This is a genomic window from Paraburkholderia tropica, assembly GCF_900109265.1.
GTDB lineage: Bacteria > Pseudomonadota > Gammaproteobacteria > Burkholderiales > Burkholderiaceae > Paraburkholderia > Paraburkholderia tropica.
The window spans coordinates 23,536-43,728 of the sequence record NZ_FNZM01000034.1 but is presented as its reverse complement, the minus strand read 5'-3'; the positions used below and the strand labels follow the sequence as shown (position 1 = coordinate 43,728).

At 63.9% G+C, this 20,193-nt stretch carries 22 protein-coding genes; 9 read left to right on the top strand and 13 right to left on the bottom strand.

Annotation, left to right across the window (positions count from 1 at the left end; genetic code table 11):
• Positions 1–263: 263 nt before the first annotated feature.
• Both BMY06_RS36135 and BMY06_RS36130 read left to right on the top strand, forming a co-directional pair.
• The gene (locus tag BMY06_RS36135) at positions 264–1,157 is read left to right on the top strand and encodes a GNAT family N-acetyltransferase (RefSeq protein WP_074987633.1); all 894 of its coding nucleotides are present in this window, start codon (positions 264–266) and stop codon (positions 1,155–1,157) included.
• Positions 1,158–1,190: 33 nt separating this feature from the next.
• Positions 1,191–1,685 (top strand): Lrp/AsnC family transcriptional regulator, encoded by a 495-nt coding sequence (locus tag BMY06_RS36130; RefSeq protein ID WP_065065067.1) that lies wholly within the window; start codon positions 1,191–1,193, stop codon positions 1,683–1,685.
• Positions 1,686–1,770: 85 nt separating this feature from the next.
• On the opposite strand, the gene BMY06_RS36125 is transcribed toward BMY06_RS36130, so the two are convergent.
• From BMY06_RS36125 to BMY06_RS36110, 4 genes are all read right to left on the bottom strand, one after another.
• The gene (locus BMY06_RS36125) at positions 1,771–2,127 is read right to left on the bottom strand and encodes a cupin domain-containing protein (protein ID WP_074987632.1); all 357 of its coding nucleotides are present in this window, start codon (positions 2,125–2,127) and stop codon (positions 1,771–1,773) included.
• Between the two features lie 20 nt (positions 2,128–2,147).
• Positions 2,148–2,846 carry an HAD family hydrolase gene (locus tag BMY06_RS36120; RefSeq protein WP_074987631.1) on the bottom strand — a complete coding sequence of 233 codons (699 nt, stop codon included), beginning with the start codon at positions 2,844–2,846 and terminating at the stop codon, positions 2,148–2,150.
• On the bottom strand, positions 2,843–3,262 hold the full coding sequence (locus tag BMY06_RS36115; RefSeq protein ID WP_074987630.1) for a helix-turn-helix domain-containing protein: 420 nt from the start codon (positions 3,260–3,262) through the stop codon (positions 2,843–2,845). The genes BMY06_RS36120 and BMY06_RS36115 overlap by 4 nt, the downstream gene beginning before the upstream one ends.
• Positions 3,263–3,432: 170 nt before the next feature.
• Positions 3,433–4,392 carry a LysR family transcriptional regulator gene (locus BMY06_RS36110; RefSeq protein ID WP_074987629.1) on the bottom strand — a complete coding sequence of 320 codons (960 nt, stop codon included), beginning with the start codon at positions 4,390–4,392 and terminating at the stop codon, positions 3,433–3,435.
• Positions 4,393–4,491: 99 nt separating this feature from the next.
• On the opposite strand from BMY06_RS36110, the gene BMY06_RS36105 reads away from it, so the two are divergent.
• The 6 genes from BMY06_RS36105 to BMY06_RS36080 all read left to right on the top strand — a co-directional run bounded on the left by BMY06_RS36105 (position 4,492) and on the right by BMY06_RS36080 (position 10,875).
• The gene (locus BMY06_RS36105; RefSeq protein ID WP_074987628.1) at positions 4,492–5,568 is read left to right on the top strand and encodes an ABC transporter ATP-binding protein; all 1,077 of its coding nucleotides are present in this window, start codon (positions 4,492–4,494) and stop codon (positions 5,566–5,568) included.
• 66 nt (positions 5,569–5,634) lie between these two features.
• On the top strand, positions 5,635–6,345 hold the full coding sequence (locus BMY06_RS36100; RefSeq protein WP_065065062.1) for an HAD-IA family hydrolase: 711 nt from the start codon (positions 5,635–5,637) through the stop codon (positions 6,343–6,345).
• A gap of 2 nt (positions 6,346–6,347) precedes the next feature.
• Positions 6,348–7,682, top strand: coding sequence for an NAD(P)/FAD-dependent oxidoreductase (locus tag BMY06_RS36095; protein ID WP_074987627.1), 1,335 nt, complete (start codon positions 6,348–6,350; stop codon positions 7,680–7,682).
• A 44-nt stretch (positions 7,683–7,726) separates the two neighbouring features.
• Positions 7,727–8,596, top strand: coding sequence for an ABC transporter permease (locus BMY06_RS36090; RefSeq protein ID WP_237181568.1), 870 nt, complete (start codon positions 7,727–7,729; stop codon positions 8,594–8,596).
• Complete coding sequence (locus BMY06_RS36085; protein ID WP_074987625.1) at positions 8,593–9,402, top strand: ABC transporter permease; 810 nt, start codon at positions 8,593–8,595, stop codon at positions 9,400–9,402. The genes BMY06_RS36090 and BMY06_RS36085 overlap by 4 nt, the downstream gene beginning before the upstream one ends.
• Positions 9,403–9,444: 42 nt before the next feature.
• Entirely contained in the window at positions 9,445–10,875 is a 1,431-nt protein-coding gene (locus BMY06_RS36080) for an aldehyde dehydrogenase family protein (RefSeq protein WP_074987624.1), read from the top strand.
• Between the two features lie 90 nt (positions 10,876–10,965).
• Here the strand turns inward: BMY06_RS36080 and BMY06_RS36075 are convergent, their stop codons facing one another.
• The 3 genes from BMY06_RS36075 to BMY06_RS36065 all read right to left on the bottom strand — a co-directional run bounded on the left by BMY06_RS36075 (position 10,966) and on the right by BMY06_RS36065 (position 14,713).
• Complete coding sequence (locus BMY06_RS36075; RefSeq protein ID WP_074987623.1) at positions 10,966–12,636, bottom strand: GMC family oxidoreductase; 1,671 nt, start codon at positions 12,634–12,636, stop codon at positions 10,966–10,968.
• A 91-nt stretch (positions 12,637–12,727) separates the two neighbouring features.
• On the bottom strand, positions 12,728–13,747 hold the full coding sequence (locus BMY06_RS36070; protein WP_065065056.1) for an ABC transporter substrate-binding protein: 1,020 nt from the start codon (positions 13,745–13,747) through the stop codon (positions 12,728–12,730).
• Positions 13,748–14,086: 339 nt separating this feature from the next.
• Positions 14,087–14,713, bottom strand: a complete 627-nt coding sequence (locus tag BMY06_RS36065) for a TetR/AcrR family transcriptional regulator (protein ID WP_065065055.1) — start codon at positions 14,711–14,713, stop codon at positions 14,087–14,089.
• Positions 14,714–14,914: 201 nt separating this feature from the next.
• On the opposite strand from BMY06_RS36065, the gene BMY06_RS36060 reads away from it, so the two are divergent.
• A complete protein-coding gene (locus BMY06_RS36060; RefSeq protein WP_074987622.1) occupies positions 14,915–15,274 on the top strand; it encodes an H-NS histone family protein in 360 nt (119 codons plus the stop codon).
• Positions 15,275–15,436: 162 nt separating this feature from the next.
• Here BMY06_RS36060 and BMY06_RS36055 read toward each other — a convergent pair whose 3' ends face one another.
• From BMY06_RS36055 to BMY06_RS36030, 6 genes are all read right to left on the bottom strand, one after another.
• On the bottom strand, positions 15,437–17,101 hold the full coding sequence (locus tag BMY06_RS36055; protein WP_065065053.1) for an ABC-F family ATP-binding cassette domain-containing protein: 1,665 nt from the start codon (positions 17,099–17,101) through the stop codon (positions 15,437–15,439).
• Between the two features lie 114 nt (positions 17,102–17,215).
• A complete protein-coding gene (locus BMY06_RS36050) occupies positions 17,216–17,548 on the bottom strand; it encodes a hypothetical protein (RefSeq protein ID WP_074987621.1) in 333 nt (110 codons plus the stop codon).
• Positions 17,549–17,736: 188 nt separating this feature from the next.
• Complete coding sequence (locus tag BMY06_RS36045; RefSeq protein ID WP_065065052.1) at positions 17,737–17,961, bottom strand: hypothetical protein; 225 nt, start codon at positions 17,959–17,961, stop codon at positions 17,737–17,739.
• Positions 17,962–18,235: 274 nt separating this feature from the next.
• Positions 18,236–18,439: a cold-shock protein gene (locus BMY06_RS36040; protein ID WP_065065051.1), complete on the bottom strand. Its 204-nt coding sequence runs from the start codon at positions 18,437–18,439 to the stop codon at positions 18,236–18,238.
• Between the two features lie 259 nt (positions 18,440–18,698).
• Positions 18,699–18,911: a 30S ribosomal protein S21 gene (gene rpsU, locus BMY06_RS36035; RefSeq protein WP_065065050.1), complete on the bottom strand. Its 213-nt coding sequence runs from the start codon at positions 18,909–18,911 to the stop codon at positions 18,699–18,701.
• Between the two features lie 209 nt (positions 18,912–19,120).
• Complete coding sequence (locus BMY06_RS36030) at positions 19,121–20,167, bottom strand: AI-2E family transporter (protein WP_074987620.1); 1,047 nt, start codon at positions 20,165–20,167, stop codon at positions 19,121–19,123.
• Positions 20,168–20,193 lie beyond the last annotated feature (26 nt).

Here is a 20,193-nt window from a genome sequence, read left to right as displayed (position 1 = left end):
AAACAGAGGCTTCGCGTCGTATTGACCGGTTCGCACAGGCGGAACTGCGGTTTATGGGGGGCTCGACAGCATTGTTTGCCGTGCGGCGAAAATGACGTCGCACGTGCTCGCCGATTCAGCAGCGAGTCAAAAAAATGCGCGAGTTTGCTATTGAGGTTTGTGCTAATGGACGGCGTTTTCACGCAAAAAAACAGGTGGCGTTTTTCCTATCGCGTGGAAATTCCGGCGAGTGATCATGGGGCAGATACAACCATTCGACCTTCATGAACGATTCGAACCAACATGAGCGGGTAGACGCCGCGCGCTTTTCGCTGCGCGATCTGTGCGAGGCGGATTTGCCCGTCGCGCAGCAATTCTCGGAAGAAGCAGGCTGGCCGCATCGGCTGAGCGACTGGCAGTCGTTGAGTGCGCTCGGGATCGGCCGGGTGGTGATGTGCGACGGGCAGATCGCGTCGCTCGGGCAGATCTTCGTGTGGGACGAGCACGCGGCTTCGATCAGTCTGCTGGTTTCGGACGCGGCGCATCGCGCGGGCGAGGCCGAAGCCGTCTTGCTGCGCGATCTCCTCGAACGCGCGGGCACGCGCGGCGTGACGGTGCATGCGTTCGGACACTGGCGCCACGCGGTCGAGCGCCTCGGCTTTCGCGAAAGCGGCGCGGTGCTCCAGTATCAGGGCCGTCCGCGTTCGGCGCCGTTAATCGCCCTTCCTGCGGGCACGCGTCTGCGTCCGGCGAACCACGCGGATGAAGCCGCGCTCTGCGAACTGGACGCCCGCGCCAACGGCATGCGGCGCGAACGGCTGATCGCCGCGTGGCTCGATCAGCATGTCCAGGCCATCGTGCTCGACAGCGAATCGTCGGATGAAGGCATTCGGGGTTTCGCCTTCCTGCGCCGCTTCGGGCGCGGCCTGCTCATCGGTCCGGTCGTCGCGTCGGAGCCGCAACTGGCGCAAGCGCTGATCGCGCATCTCTGCGGCAAGGCCGCCGGCAAATTCGTGCGCCTCGACGCGGTCGAACACTACGCGGTGCCGATCGGCGCGTGGTTCGAAAGCCTTGGGTTGACCTGCGTGAATCGTGTCCCCAAAATGACATTCGGCGACGCCGCGCATGGCGCCGCCGACCTGCACACCTTTGCCGTTGCTGCTCAGGCTCTGGGTTAGACGACCCGTATCGGAACATTAGGGAACCGCGGTATGAGTACAAATATGCAGCTGGACCGACTGGATTTGCGGATCCTGAGCCAGCTTCAGAATAACGGGCGCATGACCAACGTGGATCTGGCCGAAGCGGTCGGGTTGTCGGCGAGTCCGTGCCTCAACCGGGTCAAGCGCCTGGAGCAGGCGGGTTTTATCAGCGGATACAGCGCGCAGATCTGCATGGAGAAGATCGGTGACATCCTGACCGTGTTCACGGAAGTCACCTTGTCCGACCATCATCGCGAGGATTTCATCCGCTTCGAGAAAGCCGTCAAGGAACTCGACGAAGTGATCGAATGTCATCTGGTGAGCGGCGGCTACGATTATCTGCTCAAGGTCGTGGCGCGCGGCGTCAATCACTATCAGGAAGTCATGGAAGGGCTGCTGGAGCGCAACGTCGGCATCGAGAAATACTTCAGCTATATCGTGATCAAATCGCCTTTCATCAAGACGCATTATCCGATCGAGAAAGTCTTTGGCGGTAAAGTCTGAGTATGCCGTGACATACGATGCGCTCTCGCGATGAGAGCGCATCGTCATTCAAATGCTACGAAGTCCGAATCAATATTAATTAATATTAGTTATCGGCCATGACGACATAGACCTTGCGCAGCGGGGTCTTGATATCCCAGACGCCGGTGGTGTTCGCCGGAAAAAACAGCGTGTCGCCTGCCTTGATCGCGCGCGCTTCGCCGCCGGTCGGCGTGAACGTGCATTCGCCCGCGAGAATGTGCATGACTTCGGCATTGGCCAGATGACGCGAGAAGCGTCCCACTGACACCTCCCACAGTCCCGAGCGATTGTCGCCCGAGCCTTCGAGCGGCACTTCCAGCGTCTGCGTCGTGCAGGCCGGTTCGGTGAGCGGCGCGCCCACCGCGCCCGCGGGCGTGAGGTCCTGGCATTGCGCGCTTTGCGAAAGAATGGTGATCGGCATGATGTGATCGTGCGTCCCGTTTATTGGCCGGCTTCCACGGCATCGGCGAGTTGCGCGAGTGTGTGGAAGTGGTAGTCGGGGACCGTGTGAGCGGACTCGATCGTGCCGCCCGAGCTGGGCATGCCATGACGGCGCTCGATCCAGCAGCTCGTGATGCCCAGCTCGCGGGCGATGCCGATGTCGTGATACTGGCTCTGCGCCACGTGCAGATTGTCTTCCTGGCGGAAGCCCCAGGCCTGTTCGTAGCGACCGCGCGCGTACGCGAAATAGCGCGCGTCCGGCTTTTCGCACAGCGCGTCGTCGCAGGCGAGCAGCATCGAGAACGGCTCGCCGAGCGTCTTCGAGAAATGCGCGAGCGCCCACGTTTGCGCGTTCGTCATCGTCACCAGCTTGAAGTGCTGGGCGAGGCGCTTGAGTGCTTCAACGGAGTCCGGAAATGCGGGCCACTCCGAGACCGAATCGCGAAAGCCTTTTGCGACCTCGTCGCTCTCGGGCAGGCCGAGGCGCGGCGCGATCAGCTTCCAGCACAGTTCGAGATCGTCGGGATACCAGATCGTGCCCGCGCGCTTGCGCGCCTGGCGATAGGCGGCGAGGAAATCTTCGTCCGAGACTTTGGCGTCGCCGGCCACCTGATGCAGGTAGTTCAGCATGCCGCGCTCGAAATCGATGAGGGTACCGACGACGTCGAACGTCAAGACTTTGAAGCGTTTCAGACTCATGTATAGCTCGCGGATGAAAGGGAAGAGAAGAGAGCCGACGTGTCGCCGGTGTGATGTTGCTGAAACTGTTTGGGGCTCATCCCGCAGCTCGCTTTCATGCTGCGCGACAGATGACTCTGGTCGTAGAAGCCCGACGCCTGCGCGGCGTCGACGGGCGTGACGCCCTGGCGCAGCAGGTGCTGCGCATGCCCAACCCGAACGCGCGTCACATAGCGATGCGGCGATTCGCCGGTCAGTCCTTTGAAGATGACGGTGAAGCGCCACATGCTGAGACAGGCGCGTGCGGCCAGCGCCGCGACGCTCAGATCGCTGGCGGGGCTGGCGTGAATCTGCGCAATCGCGAGTTCGACGCCCGCACGCGTGCGCAAGCCGTTCAGCGCGCGCGTGCCGCCGGTGCGGACGCAAGATGCGTTCATGGCTGCAGCGTTGGCGGCGCTCGCTGCCTGAGCAAGGTCGGACATGAATTTCATAGTGGAGAGCTTACGATTGCTCGTGCCACCGAAAAAACTCATTTGCCCGCGTCAGGCAGTATCAAATCGCGATGACGGAGGGCGGCTCCGTAGAAAATGCGGGGGCAAGCGGGGCATCACGTCGTACAAGAAAGCGCCGCGGCGAGCCCGAGCGACGGATACGCGCTGTCGACCGCGGCGAGGTCGGCGCGCATCTCGGCCAGCAGCCAGTCGCGCACTTCCGCGACGATGGGCCGAAGCGGTCGTCCCGGCGCCCACGACAGGCAGCACAGCCGGTTCGTCACCTGCAGTTCGTCCACGGCGGGCACCAGCGCGCGTTGCGCGAGCCAGTGCATCACGACGTTGACCCAGCCGAGCGCGAGGCCCTGACCGAGCAGCGCGGCCTGCACGACGATGGCGTAATCGTTGAAGCTCAATACGCTTGCCGCGCGCCGCGTCTCGTTCGCGAACGCTGCGAAGCGCGCGTGCCAGCCGCGTTCCTCGTCGTCCATGACGATCACGGTGTCGCCGTGCGCCAGCCAGTCGACGCCGCGCGCGAGTTCCTGATAGTGCGGATTGCAGACGGGCAGCAGCACCTCAGGCATAACCCTGATGCTGTTTTCCCCCATTTCCGCTTCGTGCAGAAAACGCATGCCAAGATCGACGTCGCCGAGCGGGCCGCCGATCCGGCCCGAGATCAGCTGAAAGCGCAGATCCACGGAAGGAAACGCCTCGTTCAGGCGGCTCATGCGCGGCATCAGCCAGTGCGTGGTGAAGGCGGTCGACACCGACAGCGTGACCGGCTCGACGCCCGTCGCGCGGGCCTCGATATCGAGAATCGCTTCCTCGATGCCGTTCAGTCCCTCGGAAATCTTGCGGTACAGAATGCGGCCGTTCTCGGTCAGCTCGATGCCGCCATGGACGCGCTCGAACAGCCGCACGCCGATGTGATCCTCCATGCGCGCCAGCATGCGGCTCACGGCGGGCTGGCTGACATAGAGCTCCTGGGCGGCGCGCGTGAAGTTCCCGCAACGCGCCGCCGCCTCGAAGACGAACAGCGCGTTGGCGCTCGGCAGTTTTCGGCGAAGGTTTGGCATGACCTGATGTTATGCCTGATCCAACAATTCGGGAATTGCCGCCAAAAAAATCGCCGCCTATTCTTGGTTGAACACTGACTGAAAGGCGGGAGCACGACGATGGACGCACGAGTAAAGGCAGGCGTATCGATTCGATCGGCGGTCAAACGTTATGGCCATGTCGTCGCGCTCGACGATGTGTCGCTCGACGTCGCTCAGGGGGAATTCGTCTCGCTGCTCGGGCCGTCCGGCTCGGGCAAGACCACCTTGCTCGGGATTCTCGGCGGTTTCGTGCAGCCGTCCAGCGGCAGCGTCTGGGTCGGCGAGCGCGACATTACATTCGCGCCGCCGCACAAGCGCGACATCGGCATCGTGTTCCAGAACTACGCGTTGTTTCCGCACATGACGGTGGGCGAGAACGTCGCCTTTCCGCTGCGCGCGCGCCGCGAGCCGAAAGCGGGCTGGGCCCGCAAGGTCGCCGACGCGCTGGCGATGGTCGAATTGCGCGGCTACGAGGGCCGGCGCATCAGCGAACTCTCGGGCGGCCAGCGCCAGCGCGTCGCGCTGGCGCGCGCGATGGTGTTCGAACCGCAACTGATCCTGATGGACGAACCGCTGTCCGCGCTCGACAAGCAATTGCGCGAGACGATGCAGATCGAGCTGCGCGCGCTGCATCGCCGGCTTGGCGCGACGATCGTCTATGTGACGCACGACCAGCGCGAGGCGCTGACGATGAGCGATCGTGTCGCTGTCCTGAAGAATGGCAAGCTGGTGCAGATCGACACGCCCGAGCGCCTGTACGACCGGCCCTGCAATGCGTTCGTGGCGAGCTTTATCGGCGAGGCGACCTTGCTGCCCGTCACGCGCGCGGGCGACGACGCGGTGCGCCTCGGCGATGCGGTGCTGCGCTCCGCCGAACCGCTGCCGGACGCCGACAAACTGCTGCTCGCGGTGCAGACCGAGAAGCTCGTGATCGACAGCGGCGACGCCGCGCCCGACGCCAACCGCCTCTCGGCGCGCGTGACCGAAGTGCTGTATCAGGGCGAGAGTCTGCGCGTGTTCGCGAAGCTCGCGGACGGCACGTCGCTCAGCCTGCGCCAGCCGGGCAATCACGATGCGCGGCATCGGATTCCTGCGCCCGGCTCTCCCGTTTCCGTCGCCCTCAGTCCACGCGACACGATCGTCGTACCGGCGTGACCGTGCGGCGCGATCGCCGCGCATGCCGTCTTTCCAGCCAACCGCAACGCAATCAAGGATCCATTCATGAAGCTCACCGATTTCAAGGTGCTGACGTTCGACGTCGTCGGCACGCTGATCAACTTCGAACAAGGCGTGCTGACTTCGGTTCGCCGCCTAGGCGGTCCGGCCGCGAAGGATCTGACCGATGACCAGATTTTCGCGCCGTATCTGCGCGGCCGGGCGAAGTTCTACGGCCGGTCGAGCCACGAAATGGCCAACGTGTGGCTGTCGCTGGCCGCCGAACTGGATCTGCCGGGCGATGCGACGACGGCCGCCGCGTTCCAGCGCGACGTGCTCGACTGGCCGGCGTTCGAGGATTCGGTCGAGGCGCTGAAGCGGCTGCGCAAACACTTCCGCCTCGTCGCGATGACGAACGCCGACCGCGTCGCGCTCTCCGCGTATGCGCACACGCTCGGCGATCCGTTCGACGACACCGTCTGCTGCGACGAAACCGGCGTGGCCAAACCCGATCCGCAATTTTTTGCCTATAACCGTGGCCGCCAGGCGGCGTTCGGCTACAAGTTCGGCGAAATCCTGCACACGGCGCAGAGCCAGTATCACGACATCGGCATTGCGACCGAACTGGGTTATTCGACCTGCTGGATCGAGCGCCGACGCGGCCAGGCCGGTTTCGGCGGCACGCCGGAGCCGGAAAAAGTGACGACGCCGACGTTCTGCTTCCCGACGCTCGCGGCGCTCGCCGACGCCGTCGAAGCCGAACTCTGCGCGGCCTGACAATGCTCGCGCCGCCCGTTTCGACCTCGCCGCAGCCGGATTCGCTCTGGCGTCATCTGGCCGGCGAGGCCGGTTCGTTCGACGCGCCGGTCGGCGCGGGGCCGCTCACGCGCGATCTGCAGGTCGATGTCGCCGTGATCGGCGCCGGTTATTCCGGCCTGTGCGCCGCCCATGCGCTCCATCAGCGCGGCGTGTCGTGCGCGGTGCTCGACGCGAATCCGGTCGGGTGGGGCGCGAGCGGGCGCAACGGCGGCGTCGTGTCGTCCAAGTTTCGCCCGTCGTTTTCGGCGATCGCCAGTGCACACGGGCTCGACGTTGCGAAGCGCATGCATCGTCTCGCGCACGACGGCGTGCGCACCGTCGAGGCGCTGGTCGAGGAATGCGGCATCGGGCGCGCGCAGTTCGAACGCACCGGCAGCCTGCGCTGCGCCCATACCGAGCGCGCGCTCGCGTCGATCGTCGCGGAAGCCGTGTGGGTGCGCGCATCGCTCGGCGACCGCTCGATGACCGTGCTGTCGCGTGAGGCAGTGCGCGCCGAAACCGGCTCGACCGGTTTTGTCGGTGGCGTGCTCAGCGCCGATGCGGGCACGATCCTGCCGCTCGAATACGTGCTGGGCATCGCGCGCTCGCTCGCGGCGCGCGGCGTGCCGATCCACACCTCGACGCCCGTGCTCGCGATCGACCGCGCGCCCGGCGTCGCGGGCGTCACGCTGCGCACGGCGGGCGCGACGGTGCGCGCGCGGCAGGTGATCGTCGCGACCAACGCCTATTCGGACCTCACGCCCGCGACCGACGCCATGCGTCGCGAGCTGGTGCCGTTTCGCAGCGCGATGATCGCGACCGAACGTCTGCCCGCCGCGCTCGACGCGAAGCTGATGACGCAGCGGCGCAGCTATACCGAAACGCGCCGCATGATGAAGTGGTTCCGGCGCGCGGACGGTCGCATGCTGTTCGGCGGCCGCGACGCGTTCGGCAAGGAAGGCCAGGACACCGGCTTCGAGGCGCTGCGGCGCGCGATGGTCGGACTGTTTCCGGATCTCGCCGATATTCGCGTGGAGTTCCGCTGGTCCGGTTATGTCGGGATGACCTTCAATGCGCTGCCGCATGTCGGCCGCGCGGACGACGCGACGGTGTTCTGCGTCGGTTATAACGGCGCGGGCGTGGCGATGGCGAGCCTGATCGGCCAGCACGCGGCCGCGCTCGCACTCGGCGAGACGCCCGATCTTGCGCTGCTCGCGCAGGACGGGCTGCGTCCCGTGCCGTTCCACGCACTGCGTGCGCCAGGTGTCAGACTCGTGGCCGCGTGGTACCAGTTCCTCGATGCCATGGGGGCATGATGACGACTGCCAGAGCGTTTGTTTCAGACTCCGGATCCGCACCGATGCAACACGACGAGACCGACGCGGCGCGGCACCATCAGCGCCGAGAAAACCGCACGATGCTTCTGCTGATGACGCCGGCGCTGGCCGTCGTCGTGATTCTGCTCGTCGTGCCGCTCGCGTGGCTGTCGTGGCAGTCGGTCCGCCAGGACGGCGGCTTCACGCTCGCGAACTACTATCGCGTGTTCAGCGGCACCTATCTCGACACTTTCCTGCTCACGTTCAAGCTGAGCCTGATCGTGACGGCCGCGACGCTGCTGCTCGGCTATCCGGTCGCTTATCTCGCCGCGTCGGTGCGGCCGCGCTTCGCCGCGCTGATTCTCGGCATGGTGATCCTGCCGTTCTGGACCAGCGTGCTGGTGCGGACTTACGCGTGGCTCGTGCTGTTGCAGCGCACCGGCGTCGTGAACAAGCTGCTGCTGGCCTTCGGCCTCGTCGATCGCCCCGTTCAGCTCGCCTACAACGAGTTCGGGACGATCGTCGCGATGGTTCATATCCTGCTGCCGTTCATGGTGCTGCCGCTGTATTCGGCGATGCAGAAGATCCCGACCAATCTCTCGCAGGCGGCCGCGAGTCTCGGCGCGACGCCGCTGCACGCGTTCCTGCGCGTGTTCCTGCCGCTCTCGCTCGGCGGCGTGGTCGCGGGCGTGACGCTTGTTTTCGTGCTGTGCCTCGGCTTCTACATCACGCCCGAGCTGATGGGCGGCGGCAAATCGATCATGGTGTCGATGGTGGTGAGCCGCAACGTCGAAATCTATAACAGCTGGGGCGCGGCGAGTTCCGTGTGCGTCGTGTTGCTGCTGTGCGTGTTCGCGATCTTCTACCTCGCGAGCCGCGTGATTCCGCTCGACAAGACCCTGGGGGCGAAATGAGACCGAACCCGTTCGTGCGCGGCGCGCTGATCGTGCTGGTGGTGTTGATCCTCGCGTTCCTGATGATTCCGGTGCTGATCGTCGTGCCGATCTCGTTCTCCGACACGCGCTTCATGACGTTCCCGCCGCCCGCGTTGTCGCTGCGCTGGTATGCGTCGTTCTTCGGCAATCCTGAATGGCTGTCGGCCGCCCGCGTGACGCTGATCGCTTCGCTGTCCGCCGCGTGCATCGCGACGCCGGTCGGTGTGGCGGCCGCCTACGCGATCGAGCACGGCGAGCATCCGCTGATCCGCCCGCTGAAGACCGTGCTGATGCTGCCGATGATCGTGCCGATCATCATCGTCGCGGTGGGCGTGTTCTTCGTCTATTCGAAGTTCGGCTACGTGAACACGCTCGGCGGTCTGATCATCGCCGATTCGATGCTCGGGCTGCCCTACGTGCTGATTTCGGTCGGCGCCGATCTGCGCTCGTTCGATCACGCGCAGGAAATGGCGGCGCGCAGCCTCGGCATGAACCGGCTTCGCAGCTTTCTGACTGTGACGCTGCCGCAGATCCGTTCGAGCGTGATCTCCGGCGCGGTGTTCGTGTTCATTCAGGCGCTCGACGAAACGGTCGTCGCGCTGTTCGTGTCGGGCGGCGACAACCAGACGCTCACGCGCCGGATGTTCGTCACGCTGCGCGACGAAATCGATCCGACCATCGCCGCGATCAGCACGATGCTGACCGCGCTGACGCTTGCGCTCGTGCTGCTCGTGGTCGTCAGCCGTCGCAGCGGTCAGCGCCAGCTGCAGCCGGCGCGGGCCTGAAGCCGACCGGGTTTGAACCACTTTCCGCGACCGGAAACCGACATGACAGACAATGCCCTGAAGTTCTATATCGACGGCGCGTGGGTTGCGCCTGCCGCCAACGCGCGCCTGCCGGTTATCGATCCGTGCACCGAACTGCCGTTCGCCGAGATCGCGACGGGCGATACGCGCGACGTCGATCGCGCGGTGGCCGCGGCGAAGCGCGCCTTCGAATCGTTCTCGCAGACGACGCCGGACGAGCGCGTCGCGCTCGTGCGCCGCGTTCTTGAGATGTACCTTGCGCGCTACGACGAGATCGCCGCGGCAATCTCGCGCGAGATCGGCGCGCCACGCGCGCTCGCGTACGAATGGCAGGCCGGGATCGGCCGCCGTCATCTGGAAGAACTGCTGAAGACCTGCGCGAGCTTCGTCTGGGAGCGCGACAAAGGCACCACGCGCGTGCGTTACGAACCGGTCGGCGTCGTCGCGCTGATTACGCCCTGGAACTGGCCGATCAACCAGATCGTCTGCAAGGTCGCGCCCGCGCTGGTCGCCGGTTGCACGATGGTGCTGAAGCCAAGCGAGGTCTCGCCGCTGAACGCGGTGCTGTTCGCCGAAGTGCTCGATGCGGCCGGCGTGCCGCCCGGCGTGTTCAATCTCGTGCAGGGCGACGGGCCGTCGGTCGGCGCGCCGCTGGCGGCGCATCCGGATATCGACATGGTCTCGTTCACGGGCTCGACGCGCGCGGGTATCCAGATCGCGCAACTCGCGGCGCCCACGGTCAAGCGCGTGCATCAGGAACTGGGCGGCAAGTCGGCGAACCTGCTGCTCGACGATGTCGATTTCGACGTCGCGGTGACGAAGGGCGTGAACGCCTGTTTCGGCAACAGCGGCCAGTCGTGCAATGCGCCGACGCGCATGCTGGTGCCCGCCGCGCGTCACGCGCAGGCGGTCGAAATTGCGCGGCGTGCGGCGCTCGCGCACAAGGTCGGTCCGGCGGATGCGCCGGACACGACGCTGGGGCCGGTCGTCAGCGAGGTTCAGTTCGGGCGGGTGCAGGCGCTGATCGACGCGGGCATCGCCGAAGGGGCGACGCTCGTCGCGGGCGGCGTGGGGCGGCCGGACGGGCTTGAGCGCGGCTACTACGTCAAGCCGACCGTGTTCGCCGATGTGACGCCCGACATGCGGATCGCCCGCGAAGAGATCTTCGGCCCGGTGCTGACGATCATCCCTTATCGCGACGACGAAGACGCGATCGCGATTGCGAACGACAGCCCGTATGGGCTGGCCGCGTACGTGCAGTCGGCGGACGTGGAGCGCGGGCGTCGCGTGGCGTATCGGCTGCGCGCGGGCAGCGTGTATCTGAACTATCCGGATTGGGACGCCGGTGCGCCGTTCGGCGGCTACAAGCAGTCGGGCAATGGCCGCGAGTACGGCGAATGGGGCATCGAATCGTTTCTGGAGGTCAAGGGCGTGGTGGGATACGGCGAGTGAAGTTGGCCGCTTGAACTTGTCCTACGAAGTTGATCGAAGGAAGAGAGCAAAACGCGCCTGGCCCAAAAGCCGGCGCGTTTTTATTTCAGCTTACTTCAGCGTATCGGCGATCCGTTCGGCGATCATGATCGTCGGCACGTTCGTGTTGGCGCAGGGAATCGACGGCATCACGGACGCGTCGCAGACCGTCAGGCCGTCGACGCCGTGAACCGCGCCGTCCGGACCGGTGACGGCGAGCGGATCGCTGGGCGCGCCCATCCTGCACGTCCCGGACGGATGCCAGGTGCCGCCCACCGACTGCGTGACGAATTCGGTCAGCGCCGCATCGTCGGCGAGCAGCGTGTCGAGCGTCATGCCCTGCGTGATCACGCGTTCGATCAACGCAGGCCTTAACGGTCCGGCGACATCGAGCAACCCGCTGAGCAGCCCGCGCTGCAACGCGTTCCAGTTTCCGGGGCGCGCGACCGCGGCAACACGCGGGGAATAGCTCGACGGAAAGCGCGGCCCGAGCGTGGCCGCGAGCGCCGGATCGGCGAGCGTCTGCGCGCCGAAGCGCACCGCGCCTTTCAGGCGTTCGAGGTCGCGTGCGTCCGACAGCATCGAAAATTCGACGGTCGGTTCCTGTTGCGCGTGCGGCGAGGCGAGCGTCACGCGCCCGCGCGAATACGACTTGTTGACCCAGAAGAACATCGTGCCGAGCCGGTAGCCGACCGAGTGCCAGCCGGAGCGCGACAGGATCGCGCCGTGCATGTCGCCGCGCGGCGTGCCGGGCAGTCCCGACGAATAGCGGACGATGGCCTGCTCGTGATGCTCGTCGGGGAAGGGCGTGCGCGCCGCGGGCGGCAGGAACGCGGAAACGGCGATCGACGGATGCTCCATCAGATTGCGGCCAACGCCGTCACGCGCGGCGACGACGGCGATGCCGTGCGCGGCCAGTTCGTCGGCCGGACCGATGCCGCTGCGCATCAGCAACGCCGGGCTGTGGATCGCCCCCGCGCTGACGATCACGCGCGCGGCGCTGATCGAGTCGCGCGTGCCGTCGTGGTGTATGAGTTGCGCGCCGGTTGCGCGCGCGCCGTCGAACAGCACGCGTTCGACCTGGGTGTCGGTGACGATCGTCAGGTTGCGGCGCGCGCGGACGCTGTCGTCGAGATAGCAGACCGAGGTCGGAATCCGCTCGCCCGACGCGCTCACGCCGAGCGTGCCGACGAAGGTGCCGTCTTCCCACGCGCCGTTCTGGTCGGCGCGCAGCGGATAGCCGCGGCGGCCCAGCGCGTCGATCACCCCGCGCACGAACGGCGAAAGCCGCGCGCGCGGCGCGCGCGTGACGCGCAGCGGGCCGTGCTTGCCGTGCAGCGGCCCGTCGAAATCGACATCGTGTTCGAGCTTGCGGAAGAACGGCAGGCAGGTCGCCCAGTTCCAGCCGGCGGCGCCGAGCGTTTCCCACTCGTCGTAATCGGCGGGCGCGCCGCGGTTGGCCATCAGCGCGTTGATCGCGGAGCCGCCGCCGAGCAGCCGCGCCTGTTCATAGCGGCGCGGCGCGGCCGGGGCGCTCATGCGCGCCTGCAGCGCTTGCCAGAGATTGCGCGTGTCGAGATAGGCGCGGCCCGGATAGCGGCTGCGGATGTCAGGCGGCAGCGTCGCCTGGCTCAGATTGCGGCCCGCCTCGACGAGGCAGACCGTGCGGCGGGCGTCCTCGGACAGCCGCGCGGCGAGCACGCAGCCGGCCGAGCCGCCGCCGAGAATCAGGTAGTCGAACACAATAGGGAGGGCCGATTCAGAAGGACGGACGAAACGCGCGAGGCCTGCCGTGGCGTCAGGCCTCGCGCTGCACCAGCCTGGCGGCGATGGCTTATTGCTGCATGAACTTCAGCCAGCGCGCCTTCGCCTGGATGCCGGCGTCGGACGCCCACCACTCTTCGGACATCAGGGCCTGCTTGGCCGCGTTTTCCGGTGCGCTCGGCAACTCGGCCGCGCGCGCGGCGGAAATCTTGCCGGTCTTGTACGCGGCCGGATTGCCTGGGCCGTAATCGATATAGGTCGGCAGATTCGCCTGCAGATCCGGCGACACCGCGACATCGACGAAACGCACGGCGGTCTGAAGATTCGGCGCGTTTTTCAGGATGCACAGCTGCGTGTTCTGCAGGATGCCGTCGTTATAGGTGAACGCGATGTCCGGATTGTCCTTGCGCACGGCGCTCGCGCGGCCATTCCAGATCATCTCCATGTCGACTTCGCCGTCGTGCAGCAACTGCGCGGACTGACCGCCCGAGGTCCACCAGACGGCGATATCCGGCTTGATCTGCTCGAGCTTCTTGAAGGCGCGATCGACGTCGAGCGGATAGAGCTTGTCGCGCGGGACGCCGTCGGCGAGCAGGGCCGCTTCGAGCACGGTCTGCGGATCGTTACGCAGCGCGCGCGTGCCGGGGAAACCCTTCACGTTCCAGAAATCGGCCCAATTCTGCGGGACTTTCTTGAGCGTCTTCTTGTTGTAGCCGATGACCGTCGAATAGAACTCGTACGCGACGGAATAGGGCGTGCGATATTTTTCCGGAATCGAGGCGGCGTTCGGCATCTTCGAGAAGTCGAGCTTTTCGATCAGCCCTTCGCGGCCGCCGCGCAGACAGTTCGACGTGGGCGTGTCGATGACGTCCCAGATCGGCTTGCCGGTCGCGCCTTGCGCTTTCACCTGCGGCCACGCGTCGGGGATGCTGTCCTGCGCGATCGTGATGCCGAGTTGCTTTGCCGCCGGATCGAGGATGGCTTTCGTCTGCGCTTCCTGATACGCCCCGCCTTGCGAGACGAAGGTGATTTTTCCGGCGGCCTGGGCGGAGTGGCTCGCCGTGGCCACGAGCGCGGCGATCGACGTCATTGTTATGGCGACCGGGCGCCAGCTCTGCAGTTTGATCACGACTCTTCCTCGACAGGGTTGAAGGGGAAAGCTTGCCCGGTCGGGCGCGTCGGCTTGAGGGCGCGCCTGACTGGGGGATTCGGGCATCGGGTTGATTCGACTATAGTGAGTCAATTTCGGCGCTACAACGCCGAAATTGTTGGAGCCGGCATAACTTGATGTCATGGCCGGTGGGGCCGGGGAGCGGTCGCTTTCAGGGATTCGCGCTGGGCGTTGGCGCGCGCGTTGAAGCGGCGGTCGGTGTCTTTGATGATGGCGCGACGGCGTGATGTGTGTCGGGCGCCGAGGGTTATCCGCGTATCACTTCGCCGGCGGCGCGGCGGCCAGCAAGCTGCGCAAGAACACCATGATCATGTGCCCGATCGGCGCCTCGGAAAGCAGGGGCCGCTGCAATGCGAGCCCTTGTGAGAGCCCCATGAAGGCCGCGGCCAGGACGGCCGGCGATTCCGGTGGCACCTTCTCCAGTCGGGCGAAGATCTGCGTGATGCAATAGGCCAGACCATCGCGGTGCGCGTTCAGCAGTGCCTCGGAAGCCGTGGCAAAGAGGGGATTGCGACGGCCCTGAAGCTTGAATTCCACGCCCAGCACCGACCACTCCGGCTCGGCGTCGAGCGTCTGCGCCCAGATCTCCAGCGCATTCAATATTTGCTCCGCTGAAGCCGACGGGTCGCCCAGCGCCTGCGCAATGTGAGTGACTTGCGCCTTCGAGCGCTCCCGCATCAATTCCACGAACAGCGCTTCCTTGCTGGCGAAATTCGAATAGAAAGCGCCCTGCGTGTAGCCCGCCTCGGCCGCAATATCCCTGAGCGAGGTGGCGCCGAAGCCTTTTTCGACAAACAACCGTTTCGCCGCTGCAAGCAAATGCGCACGAGTCTGCAATCGACTTTCTTCGCGGCTTCGCCGCGGTGAGGAGGGGGCCGCGTTCATGGCCGCAAGGATATCAGTTGATATTTAAATATCAAATGGATATTATTACATTCGCATATCAACTGATATGTGATCGTAATGATGATACCCGTGCATTTCACCAGGACCTAACGAGCGCGCCTGCAAAGGCAGGGCGCGCGCAATGGCAATAAAACTGGACGTGCGTTGCACCAACCAGGCCATGCAATACGGAAAGAGCGCATGAACAACAAGGTCAGAGTGTTGGAAAAGCAACTCGTGCAACTCAATGAACGCATTACGGCCGCGTGGCAACAGGAGCAGAAAGCCGCGATCGAGCACATTCGCCAGGTCATGAATGTTTTCAACCTGGTGCCGAATCAATTACGTGTCGATCGGCGCGGCATCTATAACACCAGGCCTGTTCAGATGAAGTATCAGGATCCCGTTACGGGCGCGACCTGGAGCGGTCGCGGTCGCGCACCGTCCTGGATTCGTAATCGGAGCTATCACGACTTTCTGGTGCGGCAGCCCGATGACGCAGAAGCCAATAGCAAAGGCAAATCCAGTCAGCCGAATGCCGATCGGAATAACAGGCGTTGAAATGAGGATAATGCGGAACTCAGCGCACCGATTAATGCTTCCGGTATTCGCATTGCGCTGTGAGACTTACGCGTGCGGGAATGGGTATTTGCCGCGGCGCGTGCGGACACGCGCCGGGCAAGTTCTGATGAAAGCCCGAGCGCAATCTCGGGCAATCGCTTTTTACGCCGCGTCGGCCTGCTCGCGCATGCGGCGGGCTTCGTCGCGCAGGAACTGCTGGTAATCGTCCAGATCGCCGTCGAAGGGTTCGACGCCGCCCTTGGTGACCAGCCAGAATTCGTCGCACACGGCGCGCAGCAGCGCGCGGTCGTGGCTGACCAGCATCACCGTCCCCTCGAATTCGTTCAACGCCATGGCGAGCGCTTCACGCGTGGCGAGGTCGAGGTGGTTGGTCGGCTCGTCGAGCAGCAGCAGGTTGGGGCGCTGCCACACGATCATGCACAACACGAGCCGCGCCTTTTCGCCGCCGCTCATCGTGCTCACGGCCTGGTGAACCGTATCGCCGCTGAAATTGAAGGTGCCGAGGAAGGTGCGAAGCGATTGCTCGGTGCCGCTCTGGCCGGGCGCGCGCATGTGCGGCGGCGTGTCCCGGGCGAGGCGGATCATGTGTTCCATCGGCGTGTCCTGCGGGCGCAGCACGTCCAGCTCTTGCTGCGCGAAATAGCCGATGTTCAGCCCCTTGCCCTCGCTGATTTCGCCGGCAATCGGCGCGAGCGCGTGCGCCACCGTCTTCACGAGCGTGGACTTGCCCTGGCCGTTCGCGCCGAGAATGCCGATGCGCTGCCCGGCCAGCACGGAGCGATTGATCCCGCGCACGATGACCGTGGGCGGCGTGTCCGGCGCGGCATCCTCCGGCGCGGGGTAACCGAAGCTCGCGTCCAGCATCGACAACAGCGGGTTCGGGACGTTGAGCGGTTCCTTGAACTCGAAGTTGAACTCCGCTTCCGCCAGAACCGGTGCGATCTTCTCCATGCGTTCGAGCGCCTTGACCCGGCTCTGCGCCTGTTTCGCCTTCGAAGCCTTGGCCTTGAAACGGTCGATGAACTTCTGCAGATGGGCGATCTTGTCCGCCTGGCGGGCGAGCGCGGCCTGCTGCAACTCGAGCTGTTCGGCGCGCATGTCTTCGAACTTGCTGTAGTTGCCGCCGTAGCGCACGAGCTTCGCGTTATCGACGTGCACCGTCACCTGCGTCACCGCATCGAGGAATTCGCGGTCATGGCTGATCACGACCAACGTGCCCTGATAGCGCTTGAGCCACGCTTCCAGCCAGACCAGTGCGTCGAGGTCCAGGTGGTTCGTCGGTTCGTCGAGCAGCAGCAGATCGGACGGGCACATCAGCGCGCGTGCCAGCTGGAGTCGCATGCGCCAACCGCCGGAGAAGCTGTTGACCGGCTGATCGAGCTGCGCGGCCGTGAAGCCCAGACCCAGGATCAGCGCCTGTGCGCGTGCGGGCGCATCGTGTGCGCCGGCGTCGTGCAGGGCCATGTAGGCGTGCGCCATGCGCATGCCGTCGTCGCTGGCCTCGGCGGCGGCGACTTCAGCCTGGGCCGCCAGAAGGGCCGTGTCGCCCTCGACCACGAAGTCGGTTGCGCCCTGTTCGGTCTCCGGCATGTCCTGCGCGACCTGACCCATCCGCCATGCAGCGGGAATCGAGAATTCGCCGCTGTCTTCGTGCAGCGAGCCGTTGAGCAGGCCGAAGAACGACGACTTGCCGGCGCCATTGCGGCCGACAAGACCGATCTTTTCGCCAGGGGTGAAAGTGACGGTGGCGCTGTCGAGCACGACCTTGACGCCGCGGCGCAGCGTGACATTACGGACGGAAATCATAAGAAGCTACTTCGGAGAGGAATGGCATGATAGCCGACCGGGCGAACCATGCCGTTTTTTTTGAGCGCCTGGGCTGTCTGCGCTGTGTGCGATCCAGCCGGCTGCGCGCGTTCCTCAGTCCAAAGTCAGATAGCCGGGTATTTCCGGCAGATATGCGGTTTCAGCCCATTCTGTCTCGACGGCCGAGATGAAATCGCCAGTTTGAAGCGCGGCGGTATCGGCGCCCGCAATCGGGCGTTTTCGCATGGCCTGCCGCAAGATCTGAGGCGCGTGCTCGTAAAAGCGTTCGAGTTGCCGCGCATCCGATGCGTGAGGCGCGAGGTCAAACACGTCCTCGAGCGTCCGGCGGGACAGATGAAAACGCTGAAGCCCGCGAATCACGCGAACCTGAAACACGACCCCGTCACTATTGTGAGGGATTGCAGCCCATACCAGCGCACTGCCCATAACATGCCCCCATTTGGCGACAAACCTGAATCAAGGTTTGTTGCGCCATGATGGCTTTAAAAAAATCCATTTCAAAAATGCGAGCGCCCGATTTGGCATTTTCGCCACACGAAAAGGGTGAGCGTTGATTGCTGATCCGGCGCTCGCGCTCGCTCGGGTGCGAGCGAACGCGTCAGGCCGGCGCGGTTTTATCCGCGCGTATCGACCCAGTTGCGCGCCCAGCGCGTTGAAAATTCCAGCGCCTGTTCTTCGCTCTCGAAGTAATCGAGCGAATAGAACCGGTAGGAGGCTTCGGCTTGCGCGCTGTTAGTGCGTTCGAGTAGCAGATTGGATGAAAAACACCCGTCAGGCAAACGATGTGCGGACGGTTGGACGGCATAGCCGTTGTACTGCTGAGTATGTTTGGTATGCATTTTTAATTCTATTAATGTCTGAATGCGCGCGTGACGTGAGGACGTGCACGGGCGAGCCGATTCAAAGCCATTGCGAGCCGAATCTGAGGCAGACGGAAAGCGAAAAGGCGTAGTCGCCGAAGGGGAGAATGAGGTGCAACGAGGCGTGTGGCGTCGGGCAGGTTGCCGGATATAGCGGCAACTCAATGCGATCGCGCCAACTTAGGGAGACATTGCTCCGCGAGGGTGTCGCTGCAACCCGGCGTCCGTTGTCGGAGGCCGGGTCCTTCAAACTTTACAGCGGCTTGATGTTAGCCGCTTGCAGACCCTTCGGGCCTTGCTTGGTTTCGAAGCTCACCTTCTGGTTTTCAGCGAGCGTCTTGAAGCCGTCGGTCTTGATCTCGGAGAAGTGAGCGAACAGGTCGTCGCCACCCTTGTCCGGGGTGATGAAGCCAAAGCCCTTGCTGTCGTTGAACCACTTAACGGTACCGGTTTCCATGAAAAATCCTTGATGAAAAAAAACGAGAATTCACTCTCATAAAGAGAGTACGTGAAGCGACAAGGAGGGAGAGGACCACGAATACCGCTGAGGAGCGAGCAATTGATGAACAGCAATCGAACTTCTTGACCTTCGGCCGACACACTAACCTTGCAGGTGTGTCAACGTCAAGATCTGATTTGTAACTGTTTTGCCATGCGCCTGTCTGGCGGCTGCCGAATATGGCCCTGAATCTCTGCCTCGCCCGTCGTTGCCTGGGTCAGTAGCGCTTTTTCGGCGGCATCGACCGTTTGATCTGCTTGCGCACGCGCGCGACCGCAGCGGCCTTTTTACGCTTACGGACCGTAGTCGGCTTTTCATAGGCGGTCCGGGCACGCAGCTCCGGAATCAGGCCAGTGCGCTCGATGGCGCGACGGAAGCGGCGCAGGGCAACGTCCACGGGTTCGTCAGGTTTCAGAATTACAGTAGTCAACGCGTTCCTTTGTTGTGATCCGGCACGATTGAAAAAAGCGACTGGGCGCGATTTCCCTCGACTAGGCAGCGTTCGGGCGGATCGTGGTGAGCATCAGCGACGCTTGTGCTTGCACCTCGCTGCAACGCCAGTGTAACAATTGCTGGCGCTTTTCGGGCGCCTTAAAGGGAAAGTGCTGAGATAGCCGGGTGTAAACCGCTATTCTCGTCCTACCGATGCGCGCCAGGATCGTCCTTGGTCAGCAGGAGCGTAATTGGACGCGTTGCCGGAAACGCGGAAAAGATAATCGTCAGCGCGACGGTGCCGGGAATCGCCAGAAACGAACCCGCGGCTCCCCACATCGCGGTCCATACCGCGAGACTCATCAAAATGACTGCCGGGCTCAGATTCATGGAGCCCGCCATCAACCACGGATCGAGCACATTGCCCATCACGAAGTTAATGGAAGCCAGCACGATCAGAATGGCCAGCGGCTCGCTCCATTGTCCGAACTGCAGGGCGGCGAGCAAACCCGGTAGTACGACGGAAATAAGCGAGCCCGCGTACGGAACGAAATTCAACACGACGATGAGCACGGCGAGGAGAGAAGCGAATTCAAGTCCGGCTATCCACATGCAGATCCAGCTCAGCACGCCGACCACGACCCCGAGCGAGGCTTTCAGTGCGAGATAGGTTCCAATCTTGGAGTTGATGGCGTAAATGAGCGGTGCGAGATTGGCTTTTCCGCCCATGAACGTGAAGAGTTTATGCTGAAACCTGCCGATCTCCATCATGAAGAACAGCGTGTAGAGCATGACGAGCAGCGTCGTGGCCAATATCGACGAAATAGAGCCGACCAGCACCGAAATCATCGACTTGATATTGAGGGTGTCGAGAAGAATCCGGCGAAATGTCGTCCACGATGCATCGGTTTCGATATGGAGCAGCGCCGCCATTTTGCCGAGCAGTGCAAGCAAGGTGGCTTCGTATTTCGGACCAACGGCTTCGATTCGCGCGCTGTCGATGAGCAATAGCTCGATCGCGCCGTATGCCGCTGCGAAAATGAGCAAGGCCGAACACCAATAGCGAACGCCTGCGCGCAAATGCGCGCCGAGACGCGGCAGGCGATGCAGCATCTCGGCGAGTCCGTAAATGACATAGCAGGTGATGATCGAGAACGCGATCGGTATCAGAACCGGACGCCCAACGTACAGTACCGCACCGGCAATGAACGTAATGATGCTGATACACGTGGCCGTAATGAGTTCTCGACGCATGCCTTGGGGTGTCGGGGAGTGGGCCA